The organism is Variovorax sp. GW821-FHT06D12, assembly GCF_059419205.1.
The window spans coordinates 235,478-256,586 of the sequence record NZ_JBWKRI010000008.1 but is presented as its reverse complement, the minus strand read 5'-3'; the positions used below and the strand labels follow the sequence as shown (position 1 = coordinate 256,586).

General features: G+C 68.9%; 21 protein-coding genes. 12 read left to right on the top strand and 9 right to left on the bottom strand.

From position 1 onward, the window contains the following. Positions 1–68 precede the first annotated feature (68 nt). On the bottom strand, positions 69–3,587 hold the full coding sequence (dnaE, locus tag AC07SQ_RS24280; protein WP_495271496.1) for a DNA polymerase III subunit alpha: 3,519 nt from the start codon (positions 3,585–3,587) through the stop codon (positions 69–71). Positions 3,588–3,648: 61 nt separating this feature from the next. On the opposite strand from dnaE, the gene AC07SQ_RS24275 reads away from it, so the two are divergent. Continuing rightward, positions 3,649–4,434, top strand: a complete 786-nt coding sequence (locus tag AC07SQ_RS24275) for a sulfurtransferase (RefSeq protein WP_062481623.1) — start codon at positions 3,649–3,651, stop codon at positions 4,432–4,434. Between the two features lie 9 nt (positions 4,435–4,443). Here AC07SQ_RS24275 and AC07SQ_RS24270 read toward each other — a convergent pair whose 3' ends face one another. The 4 genes from AC07SQ_RS24270 to AC07SQ_RS24255 form a co-directional block, all read right to left on the bottom strand. Continuing rightward, positions 4,444–5,367, bottom strand: a complete 924-nt coding sequence (locus AC07SQ_RS24270; RefSeq protein ID WP_495271497.1) for a pirin family protein — start codon at positions 5,365–5,367, stop codon at positions 4,444–4,446. A gap of 34 nt (positions 5,368–5,401) precedes the next feature. Beyond that, on the bottom strand, positions 5,402–5,953 hold the full coding sequence (locus AC07SQ_RS24265) for a flavodoxin family protein (protein WP_095947847.1): 552 nt from the start codon (positions 5,951–5,953) through the stop codon (positions 5,402–5,404). A 77-nt stretch (positions 5,954–6,030) separates the two neighbouring features. Then, positions 6,031–6,456, bottom strand: coding sequence for a DoxX family protein (locus AC07SQ_RS24260; protein WP_495271498.1), 426 nt, complete (start codon positions 6,454–6,456; stop codon positions 6,031–6,033). Between the two features lie 61 nt (positions 6,457–6,517). Beyond that, on the bottom strand, positions 6,518–7,219 hold the full coding sequence (locus AC07SQ_RS24255) for a pirin family protein (RefSeq protein ID WP_495271499.1): 702 nt from the start codon (positions 7,217–7,219) through the stop codon (positions 6,518–6,520). A gap of 163 nt (positions 7,220–7,382) precedes the next feature. On the opposite strand from AC07SQ_RS24255, the gene AC07SQ_RS24250 reads away from it, so the two are divergent. The 4 genes from AC07SQ_RS24250 (at position 7,383) to trmB (ending at position 11,226) form a co-directional block, all read left to right on the top strand. Then, a complete protein-coding gene (locus tag AC07SQ_RS24250) occupies positions 7,383–8,336 on the top strand; it encodes a LysR family transcriptional regulator (RefSeq protein ID WP_095947849.1) in 954 nt (317 codons plus the stop codon). A 116-nt stretch (positions 8,337–8,452) separates the two neighbouring features. Further along, the gene (locus AC07SQ_RS24245; protein WP_495271500.1) at positions 8,453–9,535 is read left to right on the top strand and encodes an NAD(P)/FAD-dependent oxidoreductase; all 1,083 of its coding nucleotides are present in this window, start codon (positions 8,453–8,455) and stop codon (positions 9,533–9,535) included. Positions 9,536–9,550: 15 nt separating this feature from the next. Further along, positions 9,551–10,456 (top strand): tRNA glutamyl-Q(34) synthetase GluQRS, encoded by a 906-nt coding sequence (gene gluQRS / locus AC07SQ_RS24240; protein ID WP_495271501.1) that lies wholly within the window; start codon positions 9,551–9,553, stop codon positions 10,454–10,456. Further along, positions 10,453–11,226, top strand: coding sequence for a tRNA (guanosine(46)-N7)-methyltransferase TrmB (gene trmB / locus AC07SQ_RS24235; RefSeq protein WP_495271502.1), 774 nt, complete (start codon positions 10,453–10,455; stop codon positions 11,224–11,226). The genes gluQRS and trmB overlap by 4 nt, the downstream gene beginning before the upstream one ends. Before the next feature lie 21 nt (positions 11,227–11,247). Here trmB and AC07SQ_RS24230 read toward each other — a convergent pair whose 3' ends face one another. After that, a complete protein-coding gene (locus AC07SQ_RS24230; protein WP_495271503.1) occupies positions 11,248–11,811 on the bottom strand; it encodes an energy transducer TonB in 564 nt (187 codons plus the stop codon). A gap of 84 nt (positions 11,812–11,895) precedes the next feature. Here AC07SQ_RS24230 and AC07SQ_RS24225 point away from each other — a divergent pair, with 84 nt between their 5' ends. Further along, on the top strand, positions 11,896–13,065 hold the full coding sequence (locus tag AC07SQ_RS24225) for an ABC transporter substrate-binding protein (RefSeq protein ID WP_495271504.1): 1,170 nt from the start codon (positions 11,896–11,898) through the stop codon (positions 13,063–13,065). A 6-nt stretch (positions 13,066–13,071) separates the two neighbouring features. On the opposite strand, the gene AC07SQ_RS24220 is transcribed toward AC07SQ_RS24225, so the two are convergent. Then, a complete protein-coding gene (locus tag AC07SQ_RS24220; RefSeq protein ID WP_495271505.1) occupies positions 13,072–13,950 on the bottom strand; it encodes a LysR family transcriptional regulator in 879 nt (292 codons plus the stop codon). A gap of 75 nt (positions 13,951–14,025) precedes the next feature. On the opposite strand from AC07SQ_RS24220, the gene AC07SQ_RS24215 reads away from it, so the two are divergent. Together AC07SQ_RS24215 and AC07SQ_RS24210 are read left to right on the top strand one after the other, a co-directional pair. Beyond that, positions 14,026–14,601, top strand: coding sequence for a GNAT family N-acetyltransferase (locus tag AC07SQ_RS24215; protein ID WP_495271506.1), 576 nt, complete (start codon positions 14,026–14,028; stop codon positions 14,599–14,601). After that, the gene (locus AC07SQ_RS24210) at positions 14,598–16,121 is read left to right on the top strand and encodes an MFS transporter (protein ID WP_495271507.1); all 1,524 of its coding nucleotides are present in this window, start codon (positions 14,598–14,600) and stop codon (positions 16,119–16,121) included. Before AC07SQ_RS24215 ends, AC07SQ_RS24210 begins: the two co-directional genes overlap by 4 nt. A gap of 6 nt (positions 16,122–16,127) precedes the next feature. Here AC07SQ_RS24210 and AC07SQ_RS24205 read toward each other — a convergent pair whose 3' ends face one another. After that, positions 16,128–16,820 (bottom strand): alpha/beta hydrolase, encoded by a 693-nt coding sequence (locus AC07SQ_RS24205; RefSeq protein ID WP_062478359.1) that lies wholly within the window; start codon positions 16,818–16,820, stop codon positions 16,128–16,130. A 102-nt stretch (positions 16,821–16,922) separates the two neighbouring features. Further along, positions 16,923–17,645 carry a Crp/Fnr family transcriptional regulator gene (locus AC07SQ_RS24200; RefSeq protein WP_062478356.1) on the bottom strand — a complete coding sequence of 241 codons (723 nt, stop codon included), beginning with the start codon at positions 17,643–17,645 and terminating at the stop codon, positions 16,923–16,925. A 121-nt stretch (positions 17,646–17,766) separates the two neighbouring features. On the opposite strand from AC07SQ_RS24200, the gene AC07SQ_RS24195 reads away from it, so the two are divergent. From AC07SQ_RS24195 to AC07SQ_RS24180, 4 genes are all read left to right on the top strand, one after another. Then, positions 17,767–18,357 carry an HD domain-containing protein gene (locus tag AC07SQ_RS24195; protein ID WP_390344396.1) on the top strand — a complete coding sequence of 197 codons (591 nt, stop codon included), beginning with the start codon at positions 17,767–17,769 and terminating at the stop codon, positions 18,355–18,357. A 20-nt stretch (positions 18,358–18,377) separates the two neighbouring features. Then, on the top strand, positions 18,378–19,145 hold the full coding sequence (locus AC07SQ_RS24190) for a class II aldolase/adducin family protein (RefSeq protein ID WP_495271508.1): 768 nt from the start codon (positions 18,378–18,380) through the stop codon (positions 19,143–19,145). 100 nt (positions 19,146–19,245) lie between these two features. Next, positions 19,246–20,124 (top strand): bile acid:sodium symporter family protein, encoded by an 879-nt coding sequence (locus AC07SQ_RS24185; RefSeq protein ID WP_495271509.1) that lies wholly within the window; start codon positions 19,246–19,248, stop codon positions 20,122–20,124. A 7-nt stretch (positions 20,125–20,131) separates the two neighbouring features. Next, complete coding sequence (locus tag AC07SQ_RS24180; protein WP_495271510.1) at positions 20,132–21,058, top strand: LysR family transcriptional regulator; 927 nt, start codon at positions 20,132–20,134, stop codon at positions 21,056–21,058. Positions 21,059–21,109: the final 51 nt, after the last annotated feature.

Here is a 21,109-nt window from a genome sequence, read left to right as displayed (position 1 = left end):
AGGCCAGGTTGCAACAGACTGATGGACCGCGCACGGGCCCCGAGGTTCCCCGGGGCCGCGCGATCCGATCAATCGTAGATGACCTGCGCCTTGCCGGCCTCGGCCTGGGCGGTCCAGCTCGCGAGCGCCGCGTCGGTCGGGAAGAACTTGGCGCGCTCGCCCAACTGCAGCTCGACCTGCGCCCCGCCCCGTGCCATCGACAGGCGCACGGGCAGGCCGTGCACCAGGTCGCCGACCTCGGTCTGCTCGGTGCGCGCCGGAAAGTCCTTCAACAGGCGCGCGATCTCTGGCACCTTGCCGTTGACCGCCACGCGCAGGAACTTGCCGAAGCGGCAGCGCGCCGAGGCCAGGTCCCACACCTGCTGCACCTGGAAGCGTGCCTCGAAACCGCCGCGCGCCGGCTGCAGCTTGCCGCTCACGATGACGAGCTCGTCGTCCTTCAGCGTGTTGCGGTTGGCGTTGATGAGCGCCTCGTCGGCCGTGGCGTCGATCGACTCCGACTTGTCGTCGAGCTTGAAGATCGCCAGCCGGCCGCGCTGGCCGTTGATGACGCGGAAGTCGCTCACGATGCCGGCGATGACCTGCGGATCGCGGCTGTCGAGCAGGTCGCCGATCTCGCGCTTGCAGAAGCGCCGCACCTCGTGCGAAACCTCGTCGAAGAGGTGGCCCGACAGGTAGAAGCCGACGGCCGTCTTCTCGAAGGTCAGGCGCTCTTTCACGCCCCAGGGCGTGGCGTCGACCAGGTCGGGCTCCTGCGTGGCCGAGCCGTGCTCGCAGTCGCCGAAGATGTCGGCCTGCGAGGCGTTGGCCGCCGTGGCAATGGCGAACTCGAAGGCGCGGTCGACCGAGGCGATGAGCGAGGCGCGGTTCTGCTGGATGGCGTCGAACGCGCCGGCCTTGATGAGCGCTTCGACTGTGCGCTTGTTGATGCGCTGGCGGTCGATGCGCACGCAGAAGTCGTACAGGCTCTTGAACGGTCCGCCCTCTTCACGCGCCCGCACCACGGCCTCGACCGCGAGCTGGCCCGTGCCCTTCACGGCGCCCAGGCCATACCGGATGATCCGGTTGGTGACGGGCTCGAAGCGGTAGTTGCCGCGGTTCACGTCCGGCGGCTCGAAGGTGATGTTGAAGTTCTTCTGGGCGTCTTCGAACAAGAGCTTGAGCTTGTCCGTGTCGTCCATTTCCACGGTCATGTTGGCGCAGAAGAACTCGGCCGTGTAGTGGACCTTGAGCCAGCCCGTGTGGTACGCCAGCAGCGAGTAGGCGGCGGCGTGCGACTTGTTGAAGCCGTAGCCCGCGAACTTCTCCATCAAGTCGAAGATTTCGTCGGCCTTGTCCTGCACGATGCCATGCGTGGCCAGGGCACCCGCGCGGAACTTCTCGCGGTGCTCGGCCATTTCCTCGAGCTTCTTCTTGCCCATCGCGCGGCGCAGCAAGTCGGCGCCGCCCAGCGAGTAGCCGCCCAGGATCTGCGCGGTCTGCATCACCTGCTCCTGGTAGACCATGATCCCGTAGGTCTCGGAGAGCATCTCGGCCACGGCCGGGTGCGGGTACTCCACGTCTTCGCGGCCGTGCTTGCGCGCCACGAAGCTGGGAATCAGGTCCATCGGGCCCGGGCGATACAGCGCGTTCAGCGCGATCAGGTCTTCCAGGCGCGTGGGCCGCGCATCTTTCAGCATGCCCTGCATGCCGCGGGATTCGAACTGGAACACGGCCTCGGTCTTGCCGTCGGAGAACAGACGGTAGGTCGGCCCGTCGTTCAGCGGGATGTTCTCGAACGCGAAGTTCTCCTGGCCCTTGTGGCGCTTCATGATGAACTCGCGCGCGATCTCCAGGATCGTGAGCGTGGCCAGGCCCAAGAAGTCGAACTTCACGAGGCCGATGGCTTCGACGTCGTCCTTGTCGTACTGGCTCACGGCCGATTCGCTGCCGGGCTGCTGGTACAGCGGGCAGAAGTCGGTGAGCTTGCCCGGCGCAATGAGCACGCCGCCGGCGTGCATGCCGATGTTGCGGGTCATGCCTTCGAGCTTCTGCGCGAGCTCGACCAGCATGCGCACTTCTTCTTCCTTCTCGATGCGCTCCGCGAGCTGCGGCTCCATCTCGATGGCGTAGTTGTTCTTGTCGCCTTCGATCTTGGTCGCGGGGGGGTACTGCAGCGTGACCGACATGCCCGGCTTGTTCGGAATCAGCTTGCTGATGCCGTCGCAGAACATGTAGCTCATGTCGAGCACGCGGCCCACGTCGCGGATGGCCGCGCGCGCGGCCATGGTGCCGAAGGTGGCGATCTGGCTCACGGCGTTGCGGCCGTACTTGTCTTTCACGTAGTCGATCACGCGGTCCCGGTTGCCCTGGCAGAAGTCGATGTCGAAGTCGGGCATCGAGACGCGTTCGGGGTTCAGGAAACGTTCGAACAGCAGCTTGTATTCGAGCGGGTCGAGGTCGGTGATCTTCAGCGCGTAGGCCACGAGCGAGCCGGCACCCGAGCCCCGGCCCGGGCCCACGGGGCAGCCGTTTTCCTTGGCCCACTTGATGAAGTCGCCCACGATCAGGAAGTAGCCGGGGAAGCCCATGTTCAGGATCGTGTTGATCTCGAACTCCAGGCGCTCCACGTAGCGTGCCCGTTCGGCCTCGCGCTTGGCTTCGTCGGGGTACAGGTGCTTCAGCCGCACCTCCAGCCCGTCGAACGACTCCTGGCGGAAGAACTCGCCGATCGGCATGCGCACGCCTTCGCTGATGAAGGGCGTGGGAAAGTCGGGCAGCTGCGGCTTGCCGAGCACCAGCGTGAGGTTGCAGCGCTTGGCGATTTCGACCGTGTTGGCCAGCGCGCTCGGCACGTCGGCAAAGAGCGCCTGCATCTCGGCGCTCGACTTGAAGTACTGCTCTTCGGTGAACTTGCGCACGCGGCGCGGGTTGCCGAGGATTTCGCCTTCGGAAATGCACACGCGCGCCTCGTGCGCCTCGTAGTCCTGACGTTCAGCGAACTGCACCGGGTGCGTGGCGACCACCGGCAGCTTCAGCCGAGCGGCGAGCTTCACGGCCGCAATCACATGCGGCTCGTCCTCGGGACGGCCGGCGCGCTGCAGCTCGATGTAGAAACGGTGCGGGAACATGCCCGCGAGCTGCAACGCCAGTTCGGCGGCGCGCTCCTCCTGGCCCTGCAGCAGCGGCTGGCCCAGCGGCCCGGCCTGTGCGCCCGACAGCGCGATCAGCCCGCCCTGCAGCTCCTGCAGCCATTCGAGCTTGCAGGCCGCCTGCGACTGGCCGCGGCCCACGTTCTGCGTCCAGGCGCGGGCCAGCAGCTCCGACAGGTTGAGGTAGCCCTCCATGCTCTGCACCAGCAGAATGAGGCGGGTCAGCGCGCCGGGCTCCTTGCCCAGCCCGTCGATGAAGATTTCAGCGCCGATGACGGGCTTGACGCCCTTGCCCCGGCCCTGCTTGTAGAACTTGACCGTCCCGAACAGGTTGTTCAGGTCGGTGATGGCCAGCGCGGGCTGCTTGTCGGCAGCGGCGGCCTTGATGACTTCGTCGATTCGATTCGTGCCATCGACGACGGAAAACTCGGTATGCAGACGCAGGTGAACAAACATCCGTCGATTGTAGGAAGCCGCCCTCCACGATGTGGTGTGGCGATCCCTACAATCCCGCCCCGTGCAAGAGATTTTGAATATCGCCGCCTACAAGTTCGTAGGCATCAACGACAGCCCCGTGCTGCGTGAGACCCTGCGCGAGCGCGCGCAGGCCCTGGGCCTGATGGGCACGATCCTGCTGGCGCCCGAAGGTATCAACCTGTTTCTGGCGGGGACGGCGCAGGCCATCCACGCCTTCCTGGCCGACCTGCGCGCCGACGCGCGCTTTGCCGACCTCGAAACCAAGGAAAGCTGGTCGGCCACGCAGCCCTTCCGGCGCATGCTGGTGAAGCTCAAGCGCGAGATCATCCGCATGGACCACCCCGCGATCCAGCCCGCCGCCGGCCGCGCGCCCGGCGTGGACGCGCCCACGCTCAAGCGCTGGCTCGACCAGGGCCACGACGACGAGGGCCGCGAGATCGTGATGCTGGACACGCGCAACGACTTCGAGGTCGACGAAGGCACCTTCGACGGCGCGATCGACTGGCGCATCACCAAGTTCACCGAGTTTCCGCCCGCATTGAAGGCGCACCGCGCCGACTTCGAGGGCAAGACGGTGGTGAGCTTCTGCACCGGCGGCATCCGCTGCGAGAAGGCGGCCATCCTCATGCGCGAGGAAGGCGTGGAGCACGTGCTGCAGCTCGAAGGCGGCATCCTCAAGTACTTCGAGGACGTCGGCGGCGCGCACTACCACGGCGACTGCTTCGTGTTCGACGGCCGCCGGGCCCTGGCGCCCGACCTCAGCGCGCGCGCATCGGACGCCAGCGCCCGGGCCTCGGAAGACCCGGACATCGGCATCAAGCAATAAACAGAAGGCTCAGACCGGCGTCGTGCCCGTGTCGGGCTCGCGCACACCGAAGGGCTTACCCGGCAGCGGAATGAACTCGGTCTCGCCGGGCACGTGGCCCATGCGCTGCGCGGCCCAGTCGGCGCCGGCTTCGAGGATGCGCTCGCGCCGGCTCGAGACGAAATTCCAGGTGATGTAACGCGGGCCGTCGAGTGGCTCGCCGCCGATCACCATCAGGCGCACGGCCGTGTCGGCAGTGAACACCGCGCCCTGCCCGTCGGGCAGCACCGCCATCGTGTGAGCGGGGGCGGGCTCGCCGTTCACGCTCGCATCGCCGTCGACCATGTAGACCGCCAGTTCGGGCGCCAGCGCGGGCAGCTCGAAACGGCCGCCGGCCGGCAGCGCGATGTCCAGGTAGACCGTCTGCGCCAGCGTCTTCACCGGCGAGCGCACGCCGAAGGCCTCGCCCACCAGCACGCGCACGGGCACACCTTGCACCGTCAGTTCGGGAATGGCGTCGGCCGGCGTGTGCTCGAAGCTGGGTTCGACCTCTTCATGGGCCTGCGGCAGCGCGGCCCACAGCTGCAGGCCGTGGTTCACGAAAGTGTCAGCCAGCAGGCGCTCGGGCTTGCGCTCGGAGTGCACGATGCCGCGCCCCGCGGTCATCCAGTTGATGGCGCCGGGCTGGATCTCCTGCACGCTGCCGAGGCTGTCGCGGTGCATCATCGCGCCCTCGAACAGGTAGGTGACCGTCGACAGGCCGATGTGCGGATGCGGGCGCACGTCGTGCGCGTTGCCGGGCTGCTCGGTGGCCGGACCGAAGTGGTCGAAGAACACGAAGGGCCCGACCGAGCGGCGCTGCGCCGCCGGCAGCACACGCCGCACGTTGAAGCCACCGCCCAGGTCCTTGTCGTGGGGCCGCAGCAATTGGATTTCGGGGATGGTGTCGGTCATCGTGGTGTCCTTGTGGGCGAGGTTCGGTGGGGCGTTATGCGCGTGATCTTGCCACTGCACCCACGCGCTCGCCGAAGGCTCGCGCGGTTTCCAGGTCGCCCTTGGGCATCTCGGCCGGGCTCGCGTCCGAGGGCGACTGCGTGAGCAGGCCGCCGTAGCCGCCGACGTAGTTCATGGCGTCGCGCGTGGCCGCCTTGTTGTTGGTCGGCAGGATGCCCATGCTGACCCAGATGCCGCTGTGCTGCATGGCCAGCGTCCACAGGTAGGTCATGGTCGTGACCTTGTCGCCGTTCATCGTGGCGCTGTTGGTGAAGCCGGCGAAGAGCTTGTCTTTCCAGCCTTGCGTGTACCAGACCTTGGACGACGCATCGGCGAATTTCTTGAACTGCCAGCTGACGCCGCCCATGTAGGTCGGCGAGCCGAAGATGATCGCGTCGGCTGCGGCCAGCGTCTCCCAGCCATCGGCCGGCAGGTTGCCGTCGGCGTCGATGGCGAGCAGCTGCGCGCCCGCCCCGTCGGCCACGGCCTGGGCCACGCGCTGGGTATGGCCGTAGCCGGAATGGAAGACAACGACGATGTTTGCCATGAAACGGATTTCCTCAAGGAAGCGATGAAGTCGTCAGGCCGCGCCCACGAGGTGTGCGCGGCCTGAGGGGAGCGAGCTTACTTTTTATCGATGCTGAAACGGCCAGCACCGAAGGCCGCGAAGGCCAGCAGACCGCCTGCGATGGCAATGTTCTTGAAGAACATCAGCTGGTTCACGAAGGCCTTGTCGGCGGGCATGGCCCAGTAGTTGTGGAACATCACGGCCGCGGCCACGGTGAAGATCGCCAGCACGATCGCCGACACGCGCGTCTTGAAGCCGACCAGCAGCAGCAGGCCGAGCCCCAGCTCCACGACGATCGCGATGACCGCCGCGACCTGCGGCAGCGGTGCGCCCACCGAGGAGATGTACCCCACGGTGCCGGCGAAGCCCATGAGCTTGCCGAAGCCTGCGGGCACGAACAGCGCAGCGATCAGCACGCGGCCGATGAGCGCCAGCGTGTCCTGGGCGGCGTTGGGGGCGGTGGTTGTGGTGGTAATGGCCATGGTGAAACTCCTCGTTGGTTGTTGAAGCGAAAGGAACAAAGAAAAGAAAAAAGACGCCGTCTCAGGCCGTCAGGTCGAACACCAGCACTTCGGCATCGGTGCCGGCGCCGAGCGTGAGTTGCGATTCGCCTTCGAGCATCGCGGCGTCGCCGCCCACGAGCTTCTGGCCGTTGACTTCGAGCTCGCCGCGCACCAGGTGCACGTAGCTCTTGCGTTGCGGGTCGAGCGCCAGGCTGGCGGTTTCGCTGCCGTCGAACAGGCCGGCGAACAGGCGCGCGTCGGCGTTCACCGTCACCGAGCCGTCGCGGCCGTCGGGCGAGGCCACCAGGCGCAGGGTGCCGCGCTTTTCGGCGTCGCTGAACTGCTTCTGCTCGTAGCCGGGGGTGATGCCGCGTTCCTTGGGCTCGATCCAGATCTGCAGGAAGTGCGTGGTCTGGTCGGCCTTGTGGTTGAACTCGCTGTGCATCACGCCACGGCCGGCGCTCATGCGCTGCACGTCGCCCGGCGGAATGGATTCGATGTTGCCCATGCTGTCCTTGTGCGCGAGTTCGCCCGAGAGCACGTAGCTGATGATCTCCATGTCCCGGTGGCCGTGGGTGCCGAAGCCGGCGCCCGCCGCCACGCGGTCTTCGTTGATCACCCGCAGGTTGCCGAAGCCCATGTAGGCCGGATCGTAGTACCCCGCGAAGGAAAAGCTGTGGAACGAGCGCAGCCAGCCATGGTCGGCATAACCGCGTTCCTGGGATTTACGCACTTGCAACATATCGAACTCCTTGCTGCCCCACCCGGTTCGGGCGCCGGGGCTTTCGTCGTGGGCCGCGCCGGATGCGCAGCGGATGAGAAGAATTCTGGACCTCCATCCCCCTCTGAAAGATGCCCGGTTTTGATGGCATCATTCAAATTATTTGAATGATGGAGCCCGCCCCATGACGAGCGCCCGAGACGTCCTCACCCCCGACGCGCTGGCCATGCTGCAGACGGTGGCCACCACCGGCAGCTTCGCCGCCGCCGCGCGCGCGCTCGGCCTGGTGCCCAGCGCGCTGAGCTACCGCGTGCGCCAGATCGAGGACGCGCTCGACGTGCTGCTGTTCGACCGCAGCGCGCGCCAGGCCCGCATCACCGAGGCCGGCGCCGAACTGCTGCGCGAGGCCGCGCGCCTGCTCGGCGAGATCGACGCCGTGGCCAACCGCGTGAAGCGCGTGGCCACCGGCTGGGAGCCGATGCTGACCATCGCGGTCGACAGCGTGATCGCACGCGACCCGCTGCTCGACCTGTGCACCGCCTTCTTCGCGCTCGAGCCGCCCACGCGCCTGAAGCTGCGCGACGAAACGCTGCTCGGCACCATCGAGGCGCTGACCAGCGGCGAGGCCGACCTGGCGATCGGCGCGGTGCTCGATGCCGCGAGCCTGGCCTTCACCGCCACCGGCATCCGCAGCCGGCCGATCGGCGAACTGCGCTTCGTGTTCGCGGTGGCGCCGCACCATCCGCTCGCGCGCCTGCCGCAGCCGCTGAGCGACGCGGTGCTGCGCCAGCACCGCGCGGTGGCCGCGGCCGACTCGGTGCGCAGCGGGCCGAGCATGACGGTGAACCTCGTCGGCGGGCAGGACGTGCTCACCGTGCCCAGCATGCAGGCCAAGATCGCCGCGCAGCTGCACGGCCTGGGCGGCGGCTTCTTGCCCGAGCCGATGGCGCGGCCCTACATCGAGGCCGGCCACCTCGTCGAGCTGCAGACCGAACGCCAGCCGCCGCTGGGCACCATGCACTGCGCGTGGCGCGTGCGCAGCGCGGGCAAGCCGGGGCGCGCGCTCGAATGGTGGCTCGCGCAGTTCGAGCACGAGGGCACGCGCAAGGCGCTGCTCGAACGGCACCGCGGCCGTTGAAGGCCACTCGATGACGGCGTCATAAGGGTCGCCCCCAGCCCGGCGACGCGCGCAGACCGAGGTAGAGTGTGCACGGCCTCCTCAGTCATCACCCTGTCAAAAGAAAAGAGTCCGCCATGCCCAAAGCCAAAGCCCGCGCCACCGCCGACCGCCACCGAACTCCCGCCGCCGCCCGCCATTTCGCCGTGATCGGCGCCGGCATTGCCGGCGTGGCCTGTGCCCGCACGCTGATGCAGGCCGGGCACCGTGTCACGGTGTTCGAACGCGAGGCCACGCCGGGCGGGCGGATGGCGAGCATCGACACCGCCTTCGGCCGCTTCGACAGCGGCGCGCAGTACTTCACCGTGCGCGATCCGCGCTTTGCACAGGTGCTGGCCACCACGCCCGCGCTGTGCCGCCCCTGGAGCGCCAACCTCGTGCGCGTGCTCGACGCCCACGGCCGCGTGGCCGAAGCGGCGCTGCCTTCGCTGGAGCCGCACTGGGTCGCCCAGCCCGGCATGGACGCACTCGTGGCCCACTGGGCCGCGCCGCTGGACGAACACCTCGTCACCGGCACGCAGGTCACCCGCATCGAGCCCGACGCGCTCGACGCCACCCGCTGGCAGCTGCGCACCGCCGGCGCCGACGATTCGCAGCACGTTTACTCCGGCTTCGACGCCGTGCTGCTGGCCGTGCCGCCCGCACGCACCCGCGAGCTGCTCGCCGGCGGCGACCGCTCGGCCACGCTGAGCCGCAAGATCGAACCCGTGCGCATCGCGCCCTGCTGGACGCTGATGATCGCCTTCCCCCAGGCCAACCAGGCCAACATGTCGCACCTCGGCCCGCAATGGAACGTGGCGCGCAGCACCCACCACCGCGTGGCGTGGCTGGCGCGCGAATCGTCCAAGCCCGGCCGCGAGCGCGTCGAGCGCTGGACCCTGCAGGCCAGCGCCAAGTGGTCGGAAGAACACCTGCGCGACACGCCCGCGCGCATCGAAGCCAAGCTGCTGCGCGCCTTCTCGGAGATCACCGGCATCCACGCCACGCCCAGCCACGCCAAGGCGCGCTGCTGGCCCGAGGCGCAGACGCAGGTGCCCGTGGGCCAGACCCACCTGTGGGACGCCAAGGCGCGCATCGGCATCGCGGGTGACTGGTGCATCGGCCACCGCGTGGAAGACGGTTTCGTGTCGGGCCTGTCGCTGGCCCTGGCCGTTCTCTAAGTCCTCCAAGAAAGGATGCGGGCCACCGGCCGCTTCGCCCCCTCGCCCACCGGCCCGCTGCACGCCGGCTCGCTGGTGGCCGCGCTCGCGAGCTGGCTCGACGTGCGCGCGCGCGGCGACAGTGCGCGCTGGCTGGTCCGCATCGAGGACGCCGACACCGAGCGCTGCCTGCCCGGCATGGGCGAGCACATCCTGCGGCAACTCGCCGATTGCGCCCTGCTTCCCGACGAACCGCCCGAGTGGCAGACGCAGCGCACCGCGCACTACGAGGCGGCGCTGGCCGCGCTGCAGGCGCGCGGCCTCACCTACCCCTGCGGCTGCTCGCGCAAGGACATCGACCTGGCCCTGGCCCGGCTCGGCCATGCGCACGAACGCCACGGCGAGCGCGTCTACCCCGGCACCTGCCGCGACGGCCTGCACGGCAAACCCGCACGCGCCTGGCGCTTTGCCGCGCACCGCATGCCGGCCGGCGACCTGCACTGGCACGACCGCCGCCTCGGCCCGCAGCGGCAGGACGTGCAGCGCGAGGTCGGCGACTTCGTGCTGCGCCGCGCCGACGGCCCCTGGGCCTACCAACTGGCCGTGGTGGTCGACGACGCCGAACAGGGCGTGACCGACGTGGTGCGCGGCGAAGACCTGGCCGACAACACGGCGCGCCAGATCCTGCTGCAGCAGGCGCTCGGCCTGCCCACACCGAGCTACCTGCACACGCCGCTGGTGCGCGGCGCCGACGGCGACAAGCTCTCCAAGCAGAACGGCGCCACGGCCATCGACACCGCCACGCCGCAGGCCGCGCTGGCCGCGCTCGATGCCGCCGCGCGCGCGCTCGGGCTGCGCCCCACCGCCGCCGGCCACTGCACCGCCGCCCTGGCCGGCTGGGTGCCCGAATGGCGCGATCTCTACAATTCGCGGCCCTCATGAACATTCCCGACACCGTGTCCAACGACCTCCCGCCCGGCGACGACCTGCCCGCATCCCCCGAAGACGACGCCACCGACGGCAAGCCGCACCCGCTGCACCGCCGCCTCAAGAGCTTCGTGAAGCGCGCCGGCCGCACCACCGACGGCCAGGCCCGCGCCTTCGCCGAGCTGGGCCCGCTGTTCCTCGTGCCCTACACGCCCGAGCGGCTCGACCTCACGGCGGCCTTCGGCGGCCGCGCGGGCCCGACGGTGCTGGAGATCGGCTTCGGCATGGGCGAGGCCACGGCCCACATCGCCACGGTGCTGCCCGAGACCAACTTCCTGTGCTGCGAGGTGCACGAGCCCGGCGTGGGCGCGCTGCTCAAGCGCATCGGCGAGCAGTCGATCTCGAACATCCGCATCTGCGCGCACGACGCGGTCGACGTGATCGACCACATGCTGCAGCCCGGCACGCTGGCCGGCGTGCACGTGTTCTTTCCCGACCCGTGGCACAAGAAGCGCCACAACAAGCGCCGTCTGATCCAGCCCGAGTTCGTGACCAAGCTGGCGCAGCACCTGCGCCCCGGCGGCTACATCCATTGCGCCACCGACTGGCAGCCTTACGCCGAGCAGATGCTCGAAGTGCTGGGCGCCGAGCCGCTGCTGCGCAACACCGCGCCGGACACCGGCTACGCGCCCAAGCCGGCGTACCGCCCGCTCACGAAGTTCGAGAACCGCGGCCTCAAGCTGGGCCACGGCGTGTGGGACCTGGTGTTCGAAAAACGCGCCTGAGCGCGCGTCACCTTCCCCCGCTCACTCGACGAGCTTGAAGCGGAACGGCAGCCGCATGCGGGCGCGCACCGCACGCCCGTCCGCCGTGCGCGCCGGGTCGAAGCGCCATCCCTTGAGCGAATCGGTCGCCGCCTGCGACAGCAGCGGGTGCGGCGAGCGTTCGACGCGGATGTCTTCGGGCTTGCCATCCACGCCGACGAAGAAGGCCGTTACCACCAGGCCCTCGATGCCCTCTTCCACCAGCGCGGACGGGTAGCTGGGATAACGGCGCTGGCGGATCACCGGCTCCGTCACGACCGCGTCCGCCGCGGCCCGCGGATCGGCGCGCGGCGCCGCCATGAGGGTCGGCCCCGACGGCAATGCCATCGGCGGCCCCGCCAGTGGCAGCGGTGGCGGCTCGATCGTCGATGGCGGCGGCAGGGGCGGCGGCTCGATCCTCGGTTGCGGCGGCTGCGGCGCAGCCACGGGCACAAAGACCTCCGGCGCGGGCAGCGCCTTTTCCACCACCTTCGATGGGGGCGATACGACGCAACCGGCGAGCGCCGCGCACATCCCTCCCAGAACCCAGGACACAGTTGTTTTCATCAGGGCAATTCTGGAGCACCCGCGCCTTCCGCCCTGGCCTCGAAATTGCTACACTTTTTTACTATTGTTAGCAAAAGGTAGCCAATGAACGCGTCTCGCAGGACATGGCTGGGAAAAGCCTCCGCAATGCTGCTTCTGGGAAGCGGCCTCTGCATCACCCGTCCCTTGCTGGCACAGACGCCACGCCCGGCCGCCGCCGGGGCCCGCGTCGTCCTGCTCGGCCAGTCGGTGCCGCTCACCGGCAGCGCCAACGAGATCGGCAACGCCTTCGCGGCCGGCAGCCGGCTCGCCGTGAGCGACTTCAACACGCGCAACGCCGCCACCGGCCTGCAGCTGAAGCTGCTGCAACTGGACGACGGCTACGACGCCGCGCGCGCCACCACCAACGCCCGCACGCTGCTGGGCGCGAACAAGGCCGACATGCTGTTCGGCTTTGTCGGCACCGCCAGCAGCGAGGCCGGCGCCAAGGTCGCCACGCAGCAGGGCAGCCTGCTGTTCGCGCCCTTCGCCGCCTCCGACACGCTGCGCGGCCCCGAGCACCCGAACGTGTTCCATGTGCGCCCCGGCATGATCGACGAGGCCCTCAAGATCGTGCGCCAGTGCGCCACCGTGGGGCAAAAGCGCATCGCGCTGGTGGGCGACGACGACGCCATGGGCCGCGCCGGCCTGGCCGCCGTGCAGCAGGCCGTCACCGAACTCAAGCTGCCGCCGCTGGTCGCCAGCGCGCTGGTGCCCGCCGGCGCCGACAAGCTCGACGCCGCGCTGAAGACCGTGCAGCAGCAGACGCCCCAGGCCATCGTGCTGGTGTCGCTCTCGGGCACCACGGCCAGTGCCATCCGCAAGCTGCGCAAGAGCGGCTACACGGGCAACTTCATGGCCTTCTCGATCGTGGGCATCGACCCGCTCTACGCCGAGCTGGGCAAGGACATCGGCGGCATCGTGATCTCGCAGGTCGTGCCCTCGCCGCGCCCCTCGGCCATTCCGATCGTCAAGGAGTACCTCGCGGCCGTCGACAACTCCGACCAGACCGCGTCGTACGAAGGGCTCGAGGGCTTCATCGCCGCCAAGGCCGCGGGCGAGGCGGTGCGCCGCGCGGGCCGCGGCTTCAACACCGCCACCCTGCTGCGCACGATGACGGCGATGACCGACTACGACGTGGGCGGCTTCCGCATCAACCTGCGCCCCGGCCTGCGCGACAACGTGCGCAGCATCGACCTCATCAGCATCTCCGCCGACGGTCGCGTGCTCCGCTGACGCGCCTCACACGGCGCCGTCCCCCAGCAGCTCGGTGAAGCGCTGCTGCACATACAGCGCCGTCGCGCCGAGCGGCCGCCCCTGCAGCCACAGCATGCGCACCGACAAGCGAGGCAAGGCCAGCGACGGGCATGGCACTTCCTTCAGCGCCTTGCTGAAGCCCTCGTAGCGCGCGATGTTGATGGGCAGCACGGCCCAGCCCAGGTTGTCGGCCACCATCTCGGCCGTGCTGTAGAAGCTGTCGGAGCGCCACACGCGCGGGCTGTAGGCCACCTCGTGCACGTCGTCCGCGTGCATCAGCAGCTGGCGTTGCCGCGCCAGGTCCTGGCGCCGCACCGTGCGGCCGTCGGCCAGCGGATGGTCGCTGGCCACGAACACGCCCTGGCGCACGCTGCCGATGTGGCGCTGGTCGAAGCTCGCGCGCACCGGGCCGCGGTCGAAGTGGAAGGCCACGCTGGCGCGCTCCTGCTCGACGTAGTCGGCCACCTCGGTCGCGGTGCCGTTCAGCAGCGTGAGCTCGAGGCTCGGAAACTTCACCGACAGCTCGCGCATCAGCGTGCCGATGGCGGTGTACGGCAGGGCTTCGTCCAGCGCCAGCGACAGCGCGGCCTCGTCGCCTGCGTGCAGCGAGCGGGCGCGCTGATCGAGCTGCTCGGCCTGCCGCAGCAACTCGCGCGCCTCCAGCAGCAGCACCCGGCCCGCGTCCGACAGCTGCGCGTTGCGCCGCGAGCGGTCGAACAGCGCCACGCCGAGGTCGACCTCGAGCAGCCCGATGGCGGTGCTCACGGCCGACTGGGCCTTGCCCAGGTGGCGCGCCGCGGCCGAGAACGAGCCGCACTCGGCGGTCGTCACGAACTGGCGCAATTGGTCGACGGTCCATTCCATTTCGGCCACCTACTCATCTATTTATCAGATGAATTTCATCTTTATTCATTCATTTTAATGGCGCAACATGGCGCCATGACGAATGCAAACAACAAGACGACACCGGCGTTCGAACTGAGCTGGTGCAGCGATCCTTCCCAGGCACAGGCGTTGACCGCCCTGTTCCTGCAGCAACTTTCCCCTGCCTACATCTCCCACTCGGAACTGCAGGAGCAGCGCGCCGTGGCCCTGGGCGAATGGCGCGCCGACCTGCCCGCCGTCTTCATGGCGCAAGTGCGCGAGACCCTGGCGCTGGACCCGGCCACGGCCCACGCCCGCGTGGCCGTCGCACGAGCCGACGGCGCACTGGCCGGCTTCGCGCTGGTGTCCATCGACGACACCCGCCGCGCCGCGCGCAGCTTCGCGACGCTCGACGACCTCGTCGTCGACGCGCGCTTCCAGGGCCTGGGCCTGGGCGGTCGGCTCTTCGACTGGGTCTGCGCCGAGCTGCAGCGCCACGGCATCCAGCGCCTCTTTCTCGAAAGCGGCATCGGCAACGCCCGCGCGCACGACTTCTTCCACGGACGCGGCTGCGAGACCGTCTCGGTGACGATGCTCAAGGAACTGGACGGCACCACCGCGCAGTCGCACGACCGGAGGGCCACGCCATGAACGGCCTGAACCCCACCGCAAAGAAATGGATCACGCTCGGCATCGTCTCGATGGCGCTGCTGCTGATCGTGGTCGACATGACCGTGCTCTACACGGCGCTGCCCACGCTCACGCACGACCTGGCCGCGTCGGCCACCGAGAAGCTCTGGATCCTCAACGCCTACACCGTGGTCGTCTCCGGCTTCCTGCTGGGCATGGGCGCGCTGGGCGACCGCGTGGGCTACCGGCGCATGTTCGTCGCGGGTCTTTCCGTATTCGGCGTGGCCTCGCTGTGCGCGGCCTACGCGCCGAACCCGGCCGTCCTCATCGCCGCGCGGGCCCTCCTGGGCGTGGGCGCGTCGATGATGATGCCGGCCACGCTGGCGATCCTGCGGCTGGTGTTCACCGACGAGCGCGAGCGCGCGGTGGCCATCGGCGTGTGGGCCTCGGTGGCCTCGGGCGGCGCAGCACTCGGGCCGGTCGTGGGCGGCGTGCTGCTCGAATACTTCTGGTGGGGTTCGGTGTTCCTCATCAACGTGCCCGTGGTGGTGCTCGCGCTGGTGCTGGCCCTGTGGCTGCTGCCGACGCAGAAGAACACCGGCACGCGCCCGTGGGACTTCATCGGCTCGGTGCAGGTGCTGGCGGGGCTGGTCTTTCTCGTGCTGACCATCAAGGAACTCACCAAGTTCGCGCCCTCGGTCACGACAGCCGCCATCACCGGCGCACTCGCCGTGGTGGCCATGGCCCTGTTCGTGCGGCGCCAGCGGCGCAGCAGCGCGCCGCTGATCGACTTTCGCCTGTTCCGCAACGCGTACTTCTCGGGCGGCGTGATCGCGGCCATCGTGGCCTCGGTGGCGCTGATCGGTGTCGAGCTGGTGTTCAGCCAGCGGCTCCAGCTGGTGGTCGGCCTCACGCCGTTGCAAGCCGGCCTCACTCTGCTGCCGCTGCCGCTGGCCGCGTTCGTGGCGGGGCCGCTCGCGGGCCTGCTGCTGGCACGCATCGGCTCGCGCCCCGTCATCCTGGGCGGCCTCGTGACCACGGCGCTGGCGCTGTGCGCGCTGGCACTGGCGGTCGATGCCGCGGGCCTGCTCAAGCCGGCCATCCTGGTGCTGCTGGGGCTGGGCGTGGGCGCGACCATCACGGCGGCGTCCAACGCGGTCATGAACAACGCGCCCGTCGAGCACGCCGGCATGGCGGCGTCGATCGAGGAGGTGTCGTACGAACTCGGCGGCGTGCTGGGCATCGCGCTGCTGGGCAGCGTGCTCTCGGCGAGCTACACCGCCGCGCTGGTGATTCCCGACGGCCTGGCCGTGCCGGCCTCGGCCGGCGACAGCATCGACGCCGCGCTGCTGGCCGCCGAGACGCTGCCCGCGCCCGTCGCCTCGCAGCTCGTGGCGCTCGCGCACACGGCCTTCGACCAGGCCTTCTTCTCGGTGATGGGCGTGGCCGTGGCGATCGTCATCGCAGCGGCCTGCGCCGTGGCGATCCTCGGCTGGCGGGCCCGCCCGACGGCTGCGCAGCGCACCGAGCGCTGCGCGTAGCCGGCCTCAGGCAGCGCTCGCGGCTTCGTCGATGAGCGCCGCCACGGCCTGCGGCTGCGAGGCCAGCGAGGCGTGGCTGGCCGCCAGCGTGATGACCTTCTTCGCGCCCAGGCGCGCCGACATGCGCTCCTGGTTCACCGGCGAGATCATGCGGTCCTCGCTCGAGATCTGGTACCACGACGGCTTCTTCTTCCAGGCCGGCGCCGTGATGGTGTCGCCGAAGGTGCTGGCCAGCGGCGCCTTCTGCGTGAGGCCCATCACCAGGCCTTCTTCGGCGCTCAGGTCCTGGCAGAAGCTCTCGTGGTATTTCTCGGGTATCACCCACAGGTAGCCATCGCTGTCGGGCGCCAGGTTGGGCACGGCCACGGGCGGATGCTCCTGCGTGATGCCGCCGGGGCTTTCGCCCGCGTCGGGCGCGAAGGCGGCGATGTAGACCAGCCCGACCACGTTGGGCAGGTCGCCGGCCTGCGTGATCACCGCGCCGCCGTACGAGTGGCCGACCAGCAAGACCGGCCCCTGCACCTGCGCCACCATCTTGCGCGTGCGCTCGGCGTCGTCGGCCAGCGAGGTCAGCGGCAGCTCGACCGCGCGGATGGCCGTGTGGCCCTTGCGCAGCAGCTCCACGATGACGTTGTGCCAGTGCGCCGCACCACCCCAGAAACCATGGACCAGGACGACCGTCGGTTTGTTGTTGCTCATGATTCGCCACCTTCCAGTGAAGAAATAAGACACCGGGCCGCCGGAATGACGGGCCGGGAAAGTCTTATACGCCTGCGCCCTGCCCGCGCTGTGACAAGACCCTCAGCCCGTGCGCACCAACCCCTGCAGTGCCTCGAGCGACAGCAGTTCGATGCGCCCGTAGCCCAGCGACACCACGCCTTCGGTGGCCAGCGCATTGAGCTCCTTGGACAGCGTCTGGCGTGTCACGCCGAGCATCATGGCCAGCGCCTCCTGCGACAGCATGAGTTCGTGCCGCAGGTGCACCGACTGCGTGGCATCGCCGCGCGCCAGCACCAGCAGCCGGTGCGCCACGCGCGCGCGCAGGCTGCGCAAGGTCGCGTCTTCGGCCAGGCCGTAGAGCATGCGCACGCGCGCGGCCAGCATGGCGGCGATGGCGTTGGAAAACACCACGTCGCGCATCTGCCGCACGAAGGCCTCGGGCGGCACCACCAGCAGGTCGAGCGCTTCGAGCGCGGTAGCGTCGTGCGTGCGCGGCGAGCCGTCGATGAGCGTGATCTCGCCGAACCAGTTGCCCGGCTCCAGCACCGCCAGGATGGCCTCGCGCCCGTCCTGGCGCAGCGACGAGATCTTGATCGTGCCCGCCACCAGCCCGTAGAAACCGCCGCCCGCCGCATGGATCGGGTCGCCCTGGCGGAACACCATGGTGCCGCGCCGCACGTGCAGCAGCTCGGCCGCGCCCAGCAGCGCGTCGCGCTGTGCGCGCGGCATGCTGGTGAACCAGGGGTTGCCGTCGAGCGCGGCGCGGTGCGCGGCCGACAGGCGCGGCTTGGTCGAGGTGGCCATAGAGGGAAAAAAGGCGCCTGAGGCGGGTTTACCAGAACCTCGCATTGTCAAATTCTTGACAGTTGAAGGTCAAGCGCAGGTCTACAGTGGCCGCCATCCCCCAGAACGGAGACCCCACACGATGAACGCACGGGCAAGTTTCAAGCGCATGCAGGACAGCACGCGCGAAGACTGGCAACTGATCGGCGGCGAGTTCATGCAGTTCGCGGGCGGCCTGCCCGCGCGCGTGATCAAGCACCTGCAGATCCTCGAAGGCGACTACGGCGGCTTTCCGGTCGACCGCTACACGCACTCGCTGCAGACCGCCACGCGCGCGCTGCGCGACGGCCGCGACGAGGAGTACGTGGTGTGCGCGCTGCTGCACGATATCGGCGACACGCTGGGCAGCTTCAACCACCCCGACATCGCCGCTGCCATCCTCAAGCCCTTCGTGAGCGAGGCCAACCACTGGATGGTGCAGAACCACGGCATCTTCCAGGGCCATTACTTCTTCCACCACATCGGGCTGGACCGCGACATGCGCGACACCTTCAAGGACCACCCGCACTACGAGCGCACGGCCGAGTTCTGTGCGCTCTACGACAACCCGGCCTTCGACCCCAAGGCCGAGACCCTGCCCATCAGCGAGTTCGAGCCCATGCTGCGCCGCCTGATGGCGCAGCCCAAGCAGAGCGTCTACAAGACCGTGCTGCAAGAGCCGACCACCGCTTGATCAAGACAAAGGACACCCCCATGAACGCCACCTCCGCCTCCGAAATCCAGAAGCTCGTCTCCGCCGAAGAATGGCAGCTGCGCGTCGACCTCGCCGCCTGCTACCGCCTGGTGGCGCTGTACGGCTGGAGCGACCTCGTCTTCACGCACATCAGCGCGCGCGTGCCCGGCCCCGAGCACCACTTCCTGATCAACCCCTACGGCCTGATGTTCGACGAGATCACGGCGTCGAGCCTGGTCAAGGTCGACCAGCAGTGCAACAAGATCATCGACTCGCCCTACCCCGTGAACCCGGCCGGCTTCGTGATCCACAGCGCCGTGCATGCCGCGCGCGAGGACATCCAATGCGTGCTGCACACCCACACCCGGGCCGGCATCGCCGTGAGCGCGCAGAAGAACGGCGTGCTGCCCATCAGCCAGCAGTCGACCTTCGTCCTGGCCTCGCTGGCCTACCACGACTACGAAGGCGTGGCCTTCCGCGACGACGAGAAGCCGCGCCTGCAGGCCGACATGGGCCACGCCAACTTCCTCATGCTGCGCAACCACGGCCTGCTGACCTGCGGCAAGACCATTGCCGACGCCTTCCTTTCGATGTACACCTTCGAGAACACCTGCCAGATCCAGATCGCCGCGCAGGCCGGCGGCGGTGAACTCACGCACGTGGACCCGAAGATCATCGACGGCGTGGGCCAGGCCATGAAGGTGCAAAGCGGCGGCCTGGGCGGCATGTTCGTCTGGCCTTCGCTGATCCGCAAACTCGACCGCATCGACGACAGCTACAAACAATAAGACAGACGTCGATCCCGGTTTCCACGGCTGCCAGCGCCCGCGCGACGGGTGCCGGCAGCCATTTTTTTAAGCAGAAGAATCCAAGAGGAGACACCACCGCATGGACACCACGCTCATCGTGACCCGGTTCCTGTTCGGCGCGCTCGCGCTCGTGATGTTCGGGCTGGGGCTGTCGCTCTCGCTCGAGGACTTCCGGCGCCTGTTCAAGCACCCGAAGGCCGTGACCCTCGCGCTCGTGCTGCAGGTCATCGGCCTGCCGCTGGCCTGCTACGCGATCATCGTGGGCTTCGGCCTGTCACCGGTGTTCGCCATCGGGCTCATGCTGCTGGCGGCCTCGCCGGGCGGCATCTCGGCCAACCTGTTCTCGCACCTGTTCGGCGGCAACGTGGCAATGAACATCTCGCTCACGGCCGTGAACACGCTGCTGTCGATCGTCACGCTGCCGCTCATCGCCAACTGGGCCATCGGCCACTTCGCGCAGAGCGGCCAGGTGGTGCCGCTGCAGACGCGCAAGCTGGTCGAGGTGATCGCCATCGTGCTGGTGCCGGTGGCCATCGGCATGGTGGTCGCGTCGCGAAAGCCCGGCTTCGCGGCACGCATGGAAAAACCGACCAAGATCTTCAGCGCCGTGGTGCTCGCGGTGGTCACGGTGCTCGCCATTGCCAACGAGTGGAAGAACATCACCACCACCTTCGCCGAGATCGGCGTGCCGGTGCTGCTGTTCAACCTCGTGAGCCTGCTGGCCGGCTACTACCTGAGCCGCGCGGCCGGCCTGGACAAGCCGCTGGCCACCGCCATCAGCTACGAGATCGGCATCCACAACTCCACGCTGGCCATCTTCATCGCGGTGAGCGTGCTCGGGAGCTTTCCGCTCGCGCTGCCGGCCGCCATCTACTCGGTCGTGATGTACATCACCGCCCCACTGTTCGGATGGCTGTTGCTGCGGCGCGGTCAGCCCGCCGCCGTGCCTGCGCCATGATGCGCGGATGGAACTGAGACAACTGCGCTACTTCGTCAAGGTCTGCGAGCTGCGCAGCATGGGCCGCGCGGCGGTGGAACTGGGGGTGGTGACCTCGGCGCTGAGCCAGCAGATCAGCCGGCTCGAAAGCGAACTCTCGACCCGGCTGCTGCGCCGCCATTCGACCGGCGTCATGCCCACCGACGCGGGCCTGGCCTTCCTGCACCAGGCGCAACTCACCTTGCGCCACGCCGACGACGCCGTGCGCGCGGCGCAGCAGGCGCGGCTCTCAGGCCATGTGAGCGTGGGCCTGGCGCCCACCACCGCCACCGTGCTGGGCGTGCCGCTCATGCAAGCGATGCAGGCGCGCTACCCCGAGGTGCGGCTGCACATGGTCGAGGCGCTGTCGGGCCACCTCACGACGATGCTGCATGCGCGCCAGCTTGATCTGGCCGTGCTGTTCCAGACCGACACGCCACGGCGCTGGAGCGTGGCGCCGCTGCTGGCCGAAAAGCTCTTCGTGATCGCGTCGCCCGCACTCACGCCGCGCCCCACCGGCAAGAAGGTGCGCCTGTCACAGCTGGCCGAGGTGCCGCTGATCCTGCCCAGCGGCAGCCACGGCCTGCGCGCCACGTTGATGGCCGCCTTTGCGCGGGCGCGCGTGGCGCCGCGCATCGTGGCCGAGGTCGACGGCCTGGCGCTGCTGATGGACGCGGTGCGTGCCGGCCACGGCGCCACCATCCAGCCCGGTGCCGCCACGGCGCGGCACGACCGCGACGACCTCGCGCTCACGCAGATTGCCGATGCGCATGTCGGGCGCCGCAACCTGCTCGTGAGCCTGTCGGACGACGAGCTCTCGCCCGCCGCGCTGGCCGCGCGCGTGGTGGTGGCCGAAACGGCGCGCACGCTGGTGAGCGAAGGCCGCTGGACCGGTGCAAGTCTTCTCGAAAGCTGAACACCTGTTGCCTCTTTCGGCCTTTCGCGTGAAGGCCATGCTCCCTAAAGT